Consider the following 17,217-nt stretch of genomic DNA (forward strand, 5'->3'; position numbering starts at 1 on the left):
CAAGAGAGAGAATATATGTCAAACTCAAACCCAATTGGGATAACTCAGAAACGACGTTGGTTGGGGTTAGTTCAGCTCATTTCGCTTTCAGGGATAACTTGCCTACTTCTAGCCTCACAATCCTTCGCCGCTACCCTTGAGCAGATGGCTCCCAGGATAGCTCAACAGCCAGCCAACTCTAATGCGGCTGAACAAGTTTTTCAGGAAGCATGGCAATTCTATAAGAAAGGAACAGCAGAATCACTGCGACAGGCAATTCCTAAATTTGAGCAAGCCATCATACTCTCTCGTCAAACGGGTGACAAAATATCAGAAGCCGTATCTCTCCTTGCTCTCGGTCGTGTCTATGACGACTTGGGAGAAAAGCAGAAAGCTTTAGAATTTTACAACCAAGCCTTTCCACTATTTCAGGCGGGGGGGAATACAGGCATGGAAGCTACTACTCTCATTGCTATTGGTAGTGTCTATGACGACTTGGGAGAAAAGCAGAAAGCTTTGGAATTCTACAACCAAGCCTTGCCCTTATTTCAGGCGGTGGAGGATAGACGTATGGAAGCCAGTACTCTCAATAATATGGGCTTAGTCTACGATTCATTGGGAAAAAAGCAGGAAGCGTTGGGATTCTACAACCAAGCCTTGCCTTTATTTCAGGCGGTGGGGTATAGACCTGGGGAAGCCACTACTCTCAATAATATGGGCTTAGTCTACTCTTCGTTGGGAGAAAAGCAAAAAGCTTTGGGATTCTTTAACCAAGCCTTGCCCCTATTTCAGGTGCTGGGGAATACACGAGAGGAAGCCACTACTCTCAATAATATAGGCTTTATCTACGACTCATGGGGAGAAAAGCAGAAAGCCTTAGAATTCTTTAACCAAGCTTTGCCACTAACACGGGCCGTGGGGTATATATCTGGGGAAGCTACTACTCTCAATAATATGGGCTTAGTCTACAACTCATTGGGAGAAAAGCAAAAAGCTTTGGAATTCTTTAACCAAGCCTTGCCCCAATTACAGGCAGTAGGAGATAGAAGAGGGGAAGGCCGTACTCTCAATAATATAGGCTTTATCTACGACTCATGGGGAGAAAAGCAGAAAGCATTGGAAGACTACAACCAAGCTTTGCTCCTATATAAGGCGGTGGGGGATAGAGGTGGGGAAGCTACTACTCTCAATAATATGGGCTTAGTCTACTCTTCGTTGGGAGAAAAGCAAAAAGCTTTGGAATTCTTTAACCAAGCCTTGCCCCTAACACAGGCGGTGGGGGATAGAGGTGGGGAAGCTATTAGTCTCAATAATATTGGCACTATCTACAACTCATGGGGAGAAAAGCAGAAAGCCTTGGAATCCTACAACAAAGCTTTACCCCTATTACGGGTGGTGGCGGATAGAGGTGGGGAAGCTCTTACTCTCTTTAACCTCGCCGTCTTACAACGCAGCCAAGGCAACCTGAAACAAGCATTCACCCTCATCGATAGTGCCATCACCATTGTTGAAGACCTCCGCACCAAAATTGGCTCCCAAGAACTCCGTGCTTCCTATTTTGCTACCGTCCAGGACTACTACCAGTTCTACATCGACCTCCTGATGCAACTGCATCAACAAAACCCCAATCAAGGATACGATGCCCTCGCCCTCCACGCCAGCGAACGCGGCCGCGCCCGCAGTCTCCTCGAACTCCTCACCGAAGCTAACGCCAACATCCGCCAAGGCGTTGACCCCAAACTCCTAGAACAAGAGAGCACCCTCACTCAACAACTCAATGCCCTAGAACGTCGCAGGTATGAACTCTCAAGCGGTCAGTATACCGAACAACAACTTGATGAAATCAAACAACAATCCGAATCCCTACTCACTCAACTCGACCAACTCAAAGCCCAAATTCGGGTTACCAGTCCTCGTTACGCTGCCCTGAAATATCCTGAACCTCTAAACTTACAACAGATTCAACAACAGGTACTCGACGACGATACCTTACTTTTAGAATATTCTCTCGGCGAAGACCGCAGTTACCTGTGGTTAGTGAGCAAAAATAGCATCACCAGCTACGTACTTCCCAAACGCAGCGAAATCGAAGCCGCCGCCCAAACCTTCCGCGAATCTCTCACCCCCAATAGCGCCGCCAATCTGGAAACCGGACTCCCACTGAGTCAGATGCTTCTCGCCCCCGTTGCTAATCAATTAGGTAATAAACGCTTACTGATTGTTGGAGATGGGGCATTGCAATCTGTTCCCTTTGCCGCACTGCCAATCCCATCCTCTCCCACAACCCCGCTTTTAGTCCAAAACGAAATCATCACCCTCCCCTCCGCCTCTACCGTTGCCATTCAACAGCGCCAACTGCAAAACCGTCCCATTGCTGCCAAAACCCTTGCCGTTGTTGCTGACCCCATCTTCGCTCTCAACGACCCTCGTTTTTCCACTACACCCCAACAAACCCCTGAAACACCCACCAACTCTGCCCTCACTCGTGCCACCCGTAACTTAGGTTTAGGGGACAGTGCGAAGGTACTTGACCGCCTGCAATATACTGGCACCGAAGCCAAGAAAATCCTCGCCCTCGTCCCAGCCACGCAAAGTCTGCAAGCCTTAGACTTTAATGCTTCCCGCACCACTGCCACTGACCCGAATTTAGCCCAATACCAAATTATCCACCTTGCCACTCATGGCTTACTCGACCCCATCAATCCTGAACTATCAGGAATCGTGCTGTCTCTCTATGACCAAAAAGGCAAATCCCAAGATGGCTTCTTGCGCCTCCAGGATATCTTCAACCTCAACTTACCTGCGGAACTGGTGGTGTTGAGTGCTTGCGAAACCGGATTAGGGAAAGACGTGAAAGGGGAAGGCTTGGTGGGCTTGACAAGAGGCTTTATGTATGCTGGGTCAAGGCGAGTGGTGGTGAGTTTGTGGAGTGTTAACGATGTCGCCACATCTGAGGTGATGGCGAAATTTTACCAGAAGATGCTCACCGAAGGGCAAAATCCGATATCGGCTTTAAGAGCCGCACAACTAGAGATGTGGAAATCCCAGAATTGGCAGTCTCCTTATTATTGGGCAGCGTTTACCGTTCAAGGAGATTGGCGATAAATGGAGATTTACCGACTACGGAGATTTCTCATATCAATTTCCTCAATGCCTGCTACAGATACTTTTCTTGTTCCCCCCTAAAAACTGGAGTTTAGAAAGTGTAGCGCTATTTAATGAAATTGGTATCCCTAGAAACCCCTTGAATCCCCTCACACAAACCACCAGAGTCCCCAAAAATGGCTGAAGTTCCTAACCCCGCCGCGCCCACACGATCCGGAACTCCTACACTAATCGCATCACTCATCCGCACACGGTTGGGATTCTTCAGATAATCATGCAGCCAACTGCAACCCTGCTGAAGCAAATCGTTCAAATCCAAATTCCACAGAATTACACTTGTATCTGCACTAGCCGAAGCTAACCACCTGCCATCTGGACTAAAACTCACCCCATAAACCTCAGCACTGTGACCCTCCAACGTCTTAATTAAATTGCCGTCCCGACTCCAGAGATTCACCTTTCTATCTTCACTGACAGAAGCAATTAACTTCCCATCAGGGCTAAAATTCACCCCATTAACGGCACCATTATGTCCCTTCAAGGACTGGATTGGCTGCTCCTTCCGACTCCAACTGTCCCACTTCCATAGGTTGACGGTTCCATCACTACTCGCCGAAGCCATCAACTTACCATCCGGACTAAAACTCACCCAATTAACAGCATCATTATGTCCCTTCAATGTCGTCAGCAACTTACCGTCCTTGCGCTGCCACAGTTTCACGGTTTTGTCTTCGCTGGCAGAAGCAATGAACTTCCCATCAGGACTAAAACTCACACCCCTCACGTCACTGTCATGACCGGTTAACGTTTGCTCAAAAGAGCCATCCGCTTTCCACAGTTTCACCGTATTATCCGCACTACTAGAGGCAATGAACTCACCGTCGGGACTGAAACTCACACTCGTCACCGCCTCCTCATGCCCGATTAAGGTGTTCAGCAATGTGCCATCCGCTTTCCAAAGTTTTACCGTTTTGTCGTCACTGGCTGTGGCAATTGTCTTGCCGTCGGGCGACCAACTTACATGATTAACGGTATCCTGATGCCCCTCAAAACTGGCGAGTAACCGACCATCTTCATGCCAAAGTTTTACCGTTTTGTCGTCACTGGCTGTGGCAATTGTCTTGCCGTCGGGCGACCAACTCACATAATTGACGCTATCGCTATGACCCTGGAGGGTTTTAAGTAATCGGCTGTTGATGTGCCACAATTTAATCGTATTGTCGGCACTGGCACTGGCAATTGTTTGACCCTGGGGACTAAAGCTTACTCCTTGAACCAAATTCCCATGTCCTTTCAGAGTTTCTATCAAGGTACCGTCCCGACGCCAGAGTTTAATCGTGTTGTCCGCACTGGCACTCGCCAACATCTGACCATCACGGCTAAACGTGACATTGACCACCCAATGATTATGTCCCCTCAAGGTTTGCATCCGAACACCGTCACGACGCCAAAGTCTAACGGTTTTGTCGGCACTCGAACTCGCCAACGTCTGGCTATCTGGACTAAAACTAACACTCATCACGGCGGCATCATGAGCCTTCCAGCTTTTCAGGAAAGTGCCATCCCGACGCCAGAGGGTGATAGTCTGGTCTTTACTGGCAGAGGCAATGAGTTGACCATCCGGGCTGAAACTCACCCCCATCACTCGATCTGTATGTCCGGTTAGGGTTTTCAGTAACACACCATTCGTGTTCCACAGTTTCACCCTGCCGTCCCAACTGCCAGAAGCCATCATGTTGCTGTCGGGGCTAAAACTAACCGTCGAGACGGAAGCAGTATGACCGTTCAAGGTGTTGAGCAGAACCCCGTCACTCCGCCACAACTTGACGGTTTTATCCTCACTGGCAGAGGCGATTAGCTTACCATTTGGGCTAAAACTCACGCTATACACCCCAGCCTGATGACCCGGTAAGTTTTTCACCAAGGTGCCGTCGGCTTGCCACAGCTTGAGCGTGGTATCCTTACTCCCTGAAACCAGGTGTTTACCGTCAGGACTCCAACTCACGCTACTCACCCAATCGGTATGCCCCTCCAAGCGGTTGTACTCTCTCACCCTATACACCGTCTGCTGTAGTGCCGTAATCACTCGCGTCCGAGTTGCCGCTGTTGTCCCTAAAGACCGTTTCAAATCTCGACCGGCGCGGATACTTTTGAGCAAGGCATCAAACGGTCGGTTGGTGGCTACCAGCGCTTCTGAGGAAGCACTCAAGGCATTGAGTTGGGCATTGGTTTCGCCAATTAGGGCGCGTAACCCCAATCCCACGGCAATAATCGTAATCGTGAACAGCGCTATGCCAACATAACGCGCTTCTCGCAGACTTTTTTTCAGGACTTGATTGAGTTGTTCCTCGGCTTTCCGTTGTTTGGCTGTGGCTTGTGCGAGTTTGCCTCGGAGTTCTTTTTCTCTGAGTTCGGCGCGAAGTTGTTCAATCTCACTCTGACTCAGTTTGTCTTTTTGGCGCAGTTCCTCTAATTCATTTTGGATTCTTAGTTGCTTCTTTTGGCGGATAAATTCAACTAAATAATCATGTACCAGTTGATAACGGTTGGCTGGAACTTCGGGCAACAAAAAGACTAAACCTGATTTCTCTAAAATTTCTAAAATTAAATCGAGTTGTTCCGATTCAATGCCCGATTCAGCGGCTAATTCCGCACGAGTTTTCAGCGGACGATTGTCATTTTCATCCGTGAGCAAATGTAGCACCAGCCACGCGGCATATTCATTTTCTGGCCCACAATCTTGAATCGCTTTTTCTAAAAATCGCTCAACCAGTCTTTGCTTCGGACCCGATTGTCGATACCGCTCTAGGGTTGTAATATTCTCCTCTTGCAGTTGTGCGCCTACGACTTGTAACTCAATGGGACGAACGGCACCCAATCCATCTGCTAAATCCTGCACTAATTCATCAATCAGGGAAGATTCTAAATAAAAATGAGCACGCTCCGTTAAACTTTGGATGACGGCACGGGCATCTTCTAAAGAAAAGTTCCCTAAAGGATAACGAATGGTTCGGTCTAGAATATTATTATTAATAACTTCTAGTTCGTTGAATTGTTCAAGTTCCAATAAATAATGCAGGTAATCTTCCCGAAGGGAAAGAATCACTTTCACAAAAGGAATATTCAGACAAGCATTTAAAAAATCATAAAATAAAGAGCGCTGGGAGAGGGGTGAAACAAAGAAAAATTCTTCAAATTGATCAAAAATTAGAATGGATAATAAGTTATGTTCGGCGTTTTGTCGTAACTGTTCCAGGATGGTTTGGATGGTTTGTTGAGCATCTTGACGAGGTTTTAAGCGCAAGTGAATCGGTTGTTCAACACTATGGTTATCAAACTCATACAGCGCTTGAGCCAAAGCATTTCTCAATTCCCCGATCCAATCGGTGTAAAAGGGCGGAACTACCGGCAATGCCATGCGATCGCCCAATGAGCGATGTTTCAGCGCCGGGATTAACCCTGCCATCACGATTGAACTCTTTCCTACCCCCGATTGACCATGAATCACGGTTAATTTCTGGTCTGATCGCGTCATCCGTTCAATTAAGCGTTGCACATCCTGCTTGCGCCCAGATGCTTCAATTTCCTGAGCCACAATTTCTTGTTGCTCAACCGATGCGAAGGTAGGATTACTTAAAGGTCTGCGGGGCTGGAGACGCGCCGCACCAATAAACGCTCTAAAGCCATACAACTGCTCAACCGCCCGTTGTTCTTGTTTAACCTGAAAGGCTTCTAAGTATCGACCTTGCTCAAAATAAAGGTGACGCAGTCCTTCGAGTAAGTGCAAGTAACGCTGGGGTTCGTAGTGATGCTCACTGGCTGCGATCGCCTGTTGCAATCCCATACTGGCAACTTCCAAGTGCCGCCCTGCTTCCTCCCGTTGTCCGAGTTGGCGCAGCGCTTTCACCAAAAATAATAAATATAACTGGGCAAGTAAAAATCGGTGTAAGCCTTGATTCTGACTCGGCGGAGCACTGACTTCGGTCAAAATGGAGATGGCTTGTTGAGCATAGGTGTTCGCCTGAGTCCACTGCGACTGCCGGATTGCTACCTCAGCTAGAAAGCCGTAATCCTGAGCCAGTTGTGCCTTGGCACCATAAGTTTGATGTAATTTCAGAGACTTGTGCGCCACCTGTTTGAGCACATCCCAAGCTTCCAGGCGTTCGAGTACTTCAGCCAATTGAGTGATAAACTGAGCCACTAAATCGGGACGTTTGGCCTGCTCAAACACCTCTACACATTGCTGAAGATAAGGCCATGCTTCTTCTAGGTTGCGGTGTCGTTGCGTCCGATGCAAGTCACCTTGGCGGCAATAACATAAGCCCAGATGAAATAACAACACTCCCTGCCGTTCTAAATGATTACTAGCACGCCAAAACCGCAAGCTTTTTTGGTAACGAGCGATCGCAGAATCAATCAGGTCGCTGGCATAATCATATTGTCCCAGGACAAATTCTAAACCCGCTTGTAATTCGGGTTCGATTACTTGTCCGCGACATTGCAAATCTTTGAGGGCAGAATCGAGTTCTAGGCGCGATCGGCAATCGGTGGCTAGATTTAGGAAGGAATGATGAGTACAAATCCGCCAAGGTGCATATCGACCTGAACCCCCATGTAACACGGTTTTGAACAGGGAGTTTGCCTTTTGGCGCAGGAAATCAATTAACTCGCTGGTGGCAATTTCAAACTTAATCGGTGTGGCAGCCCAACTGGCAAAATCCGGGGCAAACCGTACCAGTTTTTGCAGCACCTCATCATTCACCCACAAGATTAAAGGAAAGGGGAGGCGTTTGCGAAACTCATCCCGCACTTGATTGGTAGACGTGAGTAAGTCTTCAAGGGCGTCTACCGATTCTAACCCCAGGATGAAGAGGGCGGGGGGGAGGGATTGGGCTGGTGTGTCTTGCGGATTCCCTTGTCCCCCGGCTGTTTGTCCCGCCTCCAGTCCACCGTGACTATGAACTTGGATTGTAGTGTAAAGCGTTGTGACTGATGTCGGGAGTTCTAAGGAGCGAATCTCGTAGCGGTTCTCGGAAAGTTCTTGCAGTTGACGCAGGATGCGCTCTCGCAGGCGCTTATAGTTACAGCGCACTAACACCAAAGAAAATTCGCCTTGGGAAAATGCGATCGCGCGATCGAGCGCTGTTAAGGAGCGTTCGTTGTATACCGCAACCTCTGATGGTCGTTGTGTTTCAACCATAATTTAAATTGCTGCGTCTCTGCTAAAGCCGGATTGAGTCCAAACCACGTTCCATCCTTGTCGCGGTATTCAAAGACAAACATGCTACGCAACAGGGTTGTGTATTCGGCATCTCCCCGGACGGTTTGATTTTGCACCACCTGAAACAGCAACTTCCACTCATTCTCATCAATAGATGAGGTTAAGTAATCGCGGCTTTCTCGAATCACGCTCTCCAAACACTCACGCGAGATGGGTGGATTTTCATGTCTGAGGCAACCAAACAGCAACCCCATTAAGTTCCGCACATGACCCCCACTAATGCGGCACAAGCGGTCTAGGGTTTCAGGAGTATCAAACACGGATGTGATCAACTGTAGCTGTTTTTCCGTTGACTCGTTGGGGAAGGCTCTCACCATCACCATCTGCCGTAAAAGCGCCATACCCTCTTCACATTCTGTGCCATCTCGCCGTTGCACCGGCACCATCGGCAAGATTGTGGGAGGAATGCCACCCCCTAAACGATTTTTCAGGGTTTCGCAATCATTGGAGAAGTTCAACGACAGGGGAATCGTATAAACCACATGACAATTGAGTTTTCGCAACTGTTCCCCCCGATCCACAAAAAGATACTCCGGTTGGGTGCGTCCGGAGGGGAGGGTGCGAATATCGAGGCGATCGAGGTTGTCTACAATCACGACTAATCCCGCTTGTCCTCGTCGCTTCAGTTCGGTTGTGGCGCGAGCAAGAAGTTCGTTGTTGATGGATTCTAAAATTCCCGCTGTGCGAGGTTCTAGATATTCTCTCAAACGACGCCTTAGTTTGGGACTTTCTTTGGTTTTGGCAGTAATTTTACCAATTCCAATGGATAATTCGGCCTGTGTTTCAAAGTCGATCGGAGTTTGCAAGAAATCGGCAATTTCTGTAAATAGATTGGCAAAGTAACTGGGTTTGAGTTTAATTTTAATCTGCTCCAGACTTTCACTCACCTGACCGGCAATGCTCAGTAAAATATCTGTCACATCCACGTCAGCCATGTCTAAGTCTTGAGAGGATTCAAAATAAACCACTAGGAATCCTTCTTGCTCTAACTCGGCTTTTAGTTTGAGCAATTCGGTGGATTTTCCACAACCAATATGTCCTGTAAATAATTGACAGGTTGGCTCATCGGGCGAAATTAGAGTAATTGTTCGTTTCAGTGACTCAATGATTTTTTTGCCTCGGACTGAGGAAAAATCAATATAGTACTGTCGGTCTTCACTCTTCCCCATGACGAGGGGCTTGCTGGGATTACAGGCTCTATAAAATCTCGGTAGATCGAGTCCCATGAGTAGTCATCTTCCTTCTTCGGTGGGTGTGAGCGTGCCTGTCTTGTTAAATCCAAGCTAGCTCGATGCAGAAAAAAAGATGCCCCTTTCTTTATTTCTTTTTATCTTTACCATCACATAAACCCAGCCATTGACATTCCTTTTTTTTGTCGTCTTTCCCTGCTCGGTAAAATGGTGGTGGCTGTTGAGTACCTAGTCTAGCCTGTTCAATTTTTTGACTGAGTCTAGATAAGTGCCAATTTTCGACCGGATTAGTCCTCACAGTTGCCAGGACTTGACCCGATCCCATTAGTAGCATTGGCACGATACTGATACTCAACAATTTGGCGTTCATCCTTCTTCCTGCAACCTTCAGCGCGGCTGAGTACATTTCTTGTTTCTCAGCCCTTTACTTACCAATATTCCTTTGGTGTTACCGGAACTCAGGATGATTTTGTGATGATTTTGTAAAGATAGGGTGTATTTACATTTTGGAGATGCTAAATTGAAAGATTATTTTAGTTTTCTTTTAAATTAGCAAAACCTCTAGGGAAAGTCTTGGTATTCTTGCAGGTTGCATACCCCCCTAGCCCCCCTTAGTAAGGGGGGAACTTAGCTCCCTCCCCTTAACAAGGGGAGGGTTGGGGTGGGGTTCAAGCAACTTGCTCAAAGATCTGTGTATTGAGACTCTGCTAGCACTCGCAAAGTGTCCGGTGTTGGGCACTTCTTTGCCCAGCCCAAGTTCGTCGCTGCTGAGGCGAAGCTGTCGTGCTTTTAATTTGCACTGGGCGGAGGGGCTTTCCGGCTCATCCTACAAGAGTTTTAACTGTGCCGAACACAACTGTTCATCTGGCTTGCCGAGGTGGATGTTGAGATTATCTTGAGTCAGACTAGTGAACGAGTATTCATGACTCCCCTCGTTCGGGTTAGTCGTATGAGGCGCTGCACTATTTTTGTTTAATCTACAATCTCACGATGACAAGTAACCACGAACTAGTCGGCAGAGCATTGGGGCTTCTACATCAGGGTTTGTATCCCTTCGTTGAGAAGGAAATGCGTTCAGTTTATGGCGATCGCTGGATTGAAGCAGCAACGCCCAGCGTGCCGAAAGATCCGAATCTGAAGCGCCCTGTTGCAGAAATCCTGCGGCAGGATGTTTCTGCTGTGCTGTTAGTGATGTGGGATCAATGGAATGATGTCTTCCGAAGAACTCTCAGTCCTGATGAACGTGCCTTGGTTAGACAACTACGCACTACCCGCAACAACTGGGCGCACAATCATACATTCTCTGAGAAAGAGACTTTTCGTGCCCTTGACAGAATGGAGGAACTTCTCCGCGCAATCGATGCCTCTGAACAAGCAGACATAATTCTCGAATGTATTGAAAATCCACCACCACCGCCGCCACCTCCTTCCCAAATGCGTACAATTGCGATTCATGCAGCCAAGGGAGGCGTGGGTAAAACTACTTTAGTTGTGAATCTTGCCTATGAACTCGCAAAAAAGGGTAAACGAGTTTTAGTTGTTGACTTGGATGATTCAGCCAATACCAGTCTATTGTTAGGAGTTAACAAAGCTGATCTAATTGAGCAGGCTAATGATTTAGAAGAAATTGAGCAGGTTTTACATTCTTTTGGTAATAGACCCGAACTGATAGATTTTTTGATAGAATCTGCTGGAAAAGATTTTAAGGCGAACAAGTACATACACTCCAGTTCGTTTAAAAACTATTTGAATAACCAGGGTACGCTCGACGTAATACCTAGCAGTTATAGAACTAAAGTTCAGGAGTTACTGATTAGTACTCATCCAAGGAAAAGACTGGAATGGGGGCTTAAATGTCTGACAGGTCAGTACGATTTTGTCATCATTGATACACCTCCTACTAAAGATGTCATTAGCGATAACGGACTGTATGCTGCTCAATATTTGTTAATTCCATCTCAGATGGAATACCTTTCCATTTATGGAATATTTGAGCCACTAAGAAGGTCAAAATTAATTCAAGAACAGACAAACCAAAAGGGAGGTAATATCCTTGGTATCGTACCGATGATGACAGATGCTAAACTTGTCCTTCACAAAAAAATCAGAAAGTTAGTAGAAAATACGTTTCCGGATATTAAAGTCTTTTCTGATGTCAAGCGTTCAACTCATGTTGGGATGGCTTTATCCTCTCGCCAACCCGTATCGGTATATTCTAAGCAACATAAAGAAGTTCCAAGTGACATCGGTAATATGTTTTCAGAAATTACTGAAGAATTGATACAAACGATTCAACTGATTGAAAGTAAGAAAAAATAAATGATATGGCAGAATTATACGATGAGCTTGAAACTAGACCCTACCTTCTCTATCTTAATCAAATCAATCTCCCTGAAGTAAGCTCAGAAATTTCAGAAGTTGAGATTAAGAATATTGCTGAAGGTTTGGAAAAGAAGGGAGTTAACTTTTCTCTTCCTCTAGTTTGCCCTACTGAGGAAGAAGACCAGTATCAGTTACTAACTGGACTACCAATCTATAAAGCTGCTGAGGTTGCCGGGGTTCAGAAGATTTGGGTATTTCTTATTGCAGCAAAGCAACCAGAGGCAGAAGACGCTGTTGAACAAGCTCTTTTGCAGTCAAAGCACAATGAGAGAGTAGGGAAGCCTAATATCAAGGAAAAAGTAGCTGAACCTAAAGACGAAATTCATGACGTTAAAGAATTCTTGGATTTTATCAATGATACAAAATCTGACCTTACTTCTATTCCTGGAATTGGGATAAAATCTGTACCAAAGATTGTTGGTAAGCGCCCTTATACATCTATTGAAGAGATGCAGAAGAAGCTTGGTTCTAAGGCACCTTTGAAGAAGTGGCTAAAAGCCTATCGGCAAATGAAAAGCTCAGGGAATAAACAATAACAATAATGTCTCCTCGTTCTGCTGCCTGACGAGTACCTTATTCCAATCGAGTTTACAGCGGTACGGATGCTGAGAAAATAGAATTGGGCTTTATCTAGACTGAGATCTTGCACCATTCTCTACGGAGCAATATAACCCGCCAAGAGTTTAAACTCTTGGCTCATAGATGAAGTCCACGCTTTGTGGACTAAAATGCCTATCCAGTCGTATGAAGACGAATTGATCTATGAGACAGTGGCTTTAATCACTGGCGGGTTGTTGCCACTGGTGCAAGATCTCAGTAGCGTAATTTTCTAGGCAGCAGTCAGAAGAAACAAAACATTGTTGTAGGGGGTATTAAAATTTACAACCAGACAACCTGCGATCGCTCCTGTGCCACTTGCTCATAAACTGCCTCAGTTTGCTTGGCTATTTTAGACCAACTGAAACGTCGCTCTAAATCTTCATAAGCATTATCAATCAACCACTGACTATAGCCAGGGTTTTTCAACACTTCCAAAATTCCCCAAGCCAGAGAGTCCGGGTTGTTCGTGTAGGTGACAATGCCAGTCTTGGTGTGTTGCACTACCTCTGGAAATCCCCCTGTGTCAGAGACTACCACAGGGACACGAGCAGCAAAGCTTTCTAGAGCCACAATGCCAAAGGGTTCGTAAAGGCTGGGGAAAACTGCACAATCTGCGATCGTTTGGAACTTATCCAGGTCAGCATCGGACATAAAGCCCGTAAAATAGCATTTGTGACCAATTCCCAAATCCCAAGCTTGCTTCTTTAAGTGGTCGGTGTTACCACCACCAATAATCACAACCTTGGCATAGCCCCCCATTTCCCACAAGACTTTTTGGGCAGCGCTGATTAGTATAGAGACGCCCTTTTCATAGGTCATTCGACCCACATAGTAGAATATTTTCTCCCCATCATCAGCAAAGCGGCGACGGAAGCTCCAGTGGTCAAATTCTGGGGTACGATGTTTCTTTTCGGGACGGACGCCGTTATAAATCACATCCATTTTGTCCCAAGGCGTATCTAAGGCGCGTTCCACTTCCCGCCGCATATAGTCAGTACAGACAATCACCCGCCAAGCATCATAGGCAAGCAGTTTTTCTTTGCCACAAATATAATGATGGGTGTCGTTGTAAAGACCGTTATAACGACCAAATTCTGTGGCGTGAATCGTCGCCACCATGGGGGTTTTGAAGTTATGCTTCAGTGCGATCGCGGCATCCCCCACTAGCCAATCATGGGCATGAATCAAATCAAAAGGCCCTTCTTCGAGAAGAAGTTTGCCCCCATGAAGCCCCATGCTATCGTTCAAATTCACAATCCAGTGAAAGAAGTCATGACTGGGAGCAACACGTACCCGATGGATATGAACACCATCCACCCGTTCATATAGCGGCGCTTCGCCGAACTCCACAGTAATTAAGTGAACTTCATGCCCTAATTTAACGATTTCTGGATATAAATCCGCCACATGGCGAGCAATTCCCCCAACAATCCGGGGCGGAAATTCCCAGGCAAGTACCAATATCTTCATTGCTTCCCCAATTCCCTATACTTTACACAGGTCTACAAACTGACATATTTCTCAAATTTTATTGAATAGATGCAATTGTACTCAGTGACCCGAAAAAAATCTTTTTGGTGTCTCTGCAAACAGTCCTAAATCAAACTCCACTGATGAATCTGGGGAATCGGGAGATGTAACCCTTGATTTTTCCGGTGCGGCTATGACGAAAAAGGAATAACTCACTATGAGTATTCTTTGCCGCCAAGTCTCTCTTGCCGAACTGACTACCAGCGCCCGTGCCTATCGACGCCGCTGGCAGATAGGAATTGAAGCCGCAATAATAACACATCAAGGAAAAACACTGGGGTTCATTGTCCCCCTAGAAATTTTTAATAGTTTGTCTACTGAATCGGTGTGTAAAATGCCCCTACGAGATTTACAACATTGGCTGTTTCAAAATCGACAAGGGTGGATTGAAGGCATTATGGACGGGCTGATACTGACTTGGCATACTACAGAAGTCTTGGGCTTTGTTCATCCACGCCACAGTGTTCAGTTACCGTTGCCAGTGATTCATTCGCTGAAACACTAGTGCAGCGCGGCAGAAATAACCCACCAGTCCAAAAAGGTTAAAAAGCTTAGTGTACAAGCGTTCTTTCTTCTGCCTTCTGCCTTCTGCCTTCTGCCTTCTTGCACTAGTGTTTAATTCCCTACGTCTTCAGACTATAGGGGAGCAGTTATTTGTGCCGTGCTGGACTATAATGTCTCCGCCCTAGGCTTAATAAACCATTAGGGGGGTGAGACTCCCCTCAGTCTGGAGAGTCTAGTAATAGTGTATTCACTTTCAGGGGACATCTACCATGTTCCTTCATTACCGCCCAGCTTTTTTCGCTGGGCTTTCTTGTTGCTGAAGGATTGGCACTCAGTTTGACCGAGGACTTGCACAAGAAACAATGGCAAAAAATTGTAACGTTAGGAACGACAAACTTGAATTCATCTCCGGGATTTCTCGGAATTTTGATCACAGAGTTCAAAATCTCGTCTAATAGTTCAGTATTTTCCCGCTATCGCTGAACGGTCTAGCCAGTTTATAAATGATTTAACTAAACACATGCCTTCCCCGCTGTCCTCTAGCCAGCGGGTTTTATTTTTCGGCAGAGTTCAGACAGTGAGTTCTCTAAAGGAATAAAATTTGACCCAACTGCATAAGAGGGACTGATTTTAGAGATAGATACTTATAAGACTGGAAATTAATATTCCGCACCCATCCGGGTGCGGATTCTTTGTAAAAGAAAGTCCAGCCACCTCGCCTTCACACCTCTAGGGATAATGGGATGGCTTGGAGTGTTCGGTAAAGGTTGACAATGTGTTCGGTAACGTCCGTAATACTTAGACCATCCGTGACCACTTCAATGGCATCAGTAGCCTTGCGTAGGGGTGCCAAAGCACGAGTGCTATCACGAATGTCACGCTGTTGAATATCTTGTTCTAGCTGCTCTAAACTCACAATTGGCAGTTCTTGGTCTTTCAGGTCTTGTTGGCGTCGCCTTGCCCTTTCTTGGACAGAGGCGGTTAAGAAAATTTTGAGTTCGGCATCGGGAAAAACGTGGGTGCCAATATCACGACCTTCGACCACAATGCCACCCTGACAACCCCACTGCTGCTGTTGTTTGACTAACTCCCGGCGTACCGCTGGTTGAGCCGCGATCGCAGATACATTACCCGTGACTTCCTGGGAACGAATAACTTGGGTGACATCCTCTCCATCAATCCAAACACGGTAGCGCAAGGGTAACGAGTCCTGGGGAGTTAATGCTGACTCTGCCTGTGGCTCATTCGTCAGATAAATTTGAGACTGACTGACGAGTTCAGCGATCGCCGATTCATTGTCTAAGTCAATTCCTGCTTCCATTACCCGCCAAGTTACAGCGCGATACATGGCACCCGTATCCAAATGCATCAACCCTAAAGACTGAGCCACTCGGCGGGCGACGGTGGATTTCCCAGCCCCCGCCGGTCCATCAATGGCTACAATGGGCTGACGGTTATACAGCAGGATGTTGTCGATTAAACGAGTGGTACCCAGACGTGCCGCGATCGCCAATAAGCCACAGTCCTCGACTTGCTCTAACGGGGTCAACGTTTTGGGATGAACGAGTTCAACGTACTCCACTTGCAGTTCGCTCACTCCAGCCAATTCTGACTTGACCGTCTCAATCAAACTCATGCCCTCGCGCTCTCCTGATTTAAACACCTTCTGGGCTTGCTGCAAAGCTTGAAATAGGATCGGTGCTTGAGCTCTTTGTGCGGGGGTCAAATATTGATTGCGGGAACTCAGAGCCAGTCCCGATGCTTCCCGCACAATGGGACAGGCGACAATTTCCACTGACCCATTTAAATCGGCTACAATGCGCCGGATAATTGCTAGTTGCTGTGCATCCTTCTGACCGAAATAAGCACGCTCTGGTTGTACGAGGTTCAACAGCTTTGTCACCACCGTAGCGACTCCCTGAAAGTGTCCCTGGCGAGAGCGACCACATAATACAGAGGTCATCGAGGTGGGTGGAACAACTTGAGTCACCTGGATACCCATATCTGAGCTTGACAGGTGATTTCCGTAGAATTCGACCACCGTCGGGGCAAAAATTGCATCCACTCCCAGCCGTTCACACTGCTGTTGATCCGCCTCCAACTGACGTGGGTATCGCTGTAAATCTTCAGTGGGGCCAAACTGTAGTGGATTCACAAAAATGCTGACAATGACTAAGTTATTTTCCTGCCTTGCCCGCTCAATTAAACTAAAGTGACCCCTATGCAAGGCTCCCATGGTTGGGACAAGACCAACGTCCTTACCGTTGCGGTAACGTTCTAAGTAGCAGAGCAATCCCGCTGTTGTCGTAAACAGGCGCATGAAATTCTAGAATTTGGTTTGAGCTTAAATCGCCGGAATCCCCACGCTTTCCCCTAGGGTGGCAATGGGAGGAGCATCACTTTGATGTTATAGCAAAAGGCAGAAGGCAGAAGGCAGAAGGCAGAAGGCAGAAGGCAAAAGGCAGAAGGCAGAAGGATTATTACTGGTATGTGGTCGTAATGACCCATAAAGAAAGTCCTAACTCTTATGGCTACAGCTCTAGCAATAGCAATTCGATGACTTCCAGCCAGTCAGGGATTGGCCTAACAAGTGAAGCCCCCCGCTTAAAGCCGGAGGGCTTCACTTCAAAAATTCTAAAGTTAAAA

At 46.8% G+C, this 17,217-nt stretch carries 9 protein-coding genes; 4 read left to right on the forward strand and 5 right to left on the reverse strand.

Annotation, left to right across the window (positions count from 1 at the left end; genetic code table 11):
* Positions 1 to 15 precede the first annotated feature (15 nt).
* Positions 16 to 3,084, forward strand: a complete 3,069-nt coding sequence (locus MIC7113_RS02210) for a CHAT domain-containing protein (RefSeq protein WP_155897907.1) — start codon at positions 16 to 18, stop codon at positions 3,082 to 3,084.
* A gap of 106 nt (positions 3,085 to 3,190) precedes the next feature.
* On the opposite strand, the gene MIC7113_RS02215 is transcribed toward MIC7113_RS02210, so the two are convergent.
* The 3 genes from MIC7113_RS02215 to MIC7113_RS02225 all read right to left on the reverse strand — a co-directional run bounded on the left by MIC7113_RS02215 (position 3,191) and on the right by MIC7113_RS02225 (position 9,925).
* Positions 3,191 to 8,284 carry a WD40 domain-containing protein gene (locus tag MIC7113_RS02215; RefSeq protein ID WP_015180544.1) on the reverse strand — a complete coding sequence of 1,698 codons (5,094 nt, stop codon included), beginning with the start codon at positions 8,282 to 8,284 and terminating at the stop codon, positions 3,191 to 3,193.
* Entirely contained in the window at positions 8,230 to 9,591 is a 1,362-nt protein-coding gene (locus MIC7113_RS02220) for a P-loop NTPase fold protein (protein WP_015180545.1), read from the reverse strand. Before MIC7113_RS02220 ends, MIC7113_RS02215 begins: the two co-directional genes overlap by 55 nt.
* 91 nt (positions 9,592 to 9,682) lie before the next feature.
* Positions 9,683 to 9,925, reverse strand: a complete 243-nt coding sequence (locus tag MIC7113_RS02225; RefSeq protein ID WP_015180546.1) for a hypothetical protein — start codon at positions 9,923 to 9,925, stop codon at positions 9,683 to 9,685.
* A gap of 620 nt (positions 9,926 to 10,545) precedes the next feature.
* Between MIC7113_RS02225 and MIC7113_RS02230 the strand changes: the two genes are divergently transcribed.
* Positions 10,546 to 11,874 (forward strand): Swt1 family HEPN domain-containing protein, encoded by a 1,329-nt coding sequence (locus MIC7113_RS02230; RefSeq protein WP_015180547.1) that lies wholly within the window; start codon positions 10,546 to 10,548, stop codon positions 11,872 to 11,874.
* Between the two features lie 5 nt (positions 11,875 to 11,879).
* Positions 11,880 to 12,473 (forward strand): hypothetical protein, encoded by a 594-nt coding sequence (locus tag MIC7113_RS02235; protein ID WP_015180548.1) that lies wholly within the window; start codon positions 11,880 to 11,882, stop codon positions 12,471 to 12,473.
* A gap of 343 nt (positions 12,474 to 12,816) precedes the next feature.
* Here MIC7113_RS02235 and MIC7113_RS02240 read toward each other — a convergent pair whose 3' ends face one another.
* Positions 12,817 to 14,007 carry a glycosyltransferase family 4 protein gene (locus tag MIC7113_RS02240; protein WP_015180550.1) on the reverse strand — a complete coding sequence of 397 codons (1,191 nt, stop codon included), beginning with the start codon at positions 14,005 to 14,007 and terminating at the stop codon, positions 12,817 to 12,819.
* Positions 14,008 to 14,224: 217 nt separating this feature from the next.
* Here MIC7113_RS02240 and MIC7113_RS02245 point away from each other — a divergent pair, with 217 nt between their 5' ends.
* The gene (locus tag MIC7113_RS02245) at positions 14,225 to 14,572 is read left to right on the forward strand and encodes a hypothetical protein (protein ID WP_015180551.1); all 348 of its coding nucleotides are present in this window, start codon (positions 14,225 to 14,227) and stop codon (positions 14,570 to 14,572) included.
* 720 nt (positions 14,573 to 15,292) lie between these two features.
* Here MIC7113_RS02245 and MIC7113_RS02250 read toward each other — a convergent pair.
* Entirely contained in the window at positions 15,293 to 16,891 is a 1,599-nt protein-coding gene (locus tag MIC7113_RS02250) for a bifunctional pantoate--beta-alanine ligase/(d)CMP kinase (RefSeq protein WP_015180552.1), read from the reverse strand.
* Between the last annotated feature and the right edge of the window lie 326 nt (positions 16,892 to 17,217).

The sequence above is a fragment of the Allocoleopsis franciscana PCC 7113 genome (genome assembly GCF_000317515.1).
GTDB lineage: Bacteria > Cyanobacteriota > Cyanobacteriia > Cyanobacteriales > Coleofasciculaceae > Allocoleopsis > Allocoleopsis franciscana.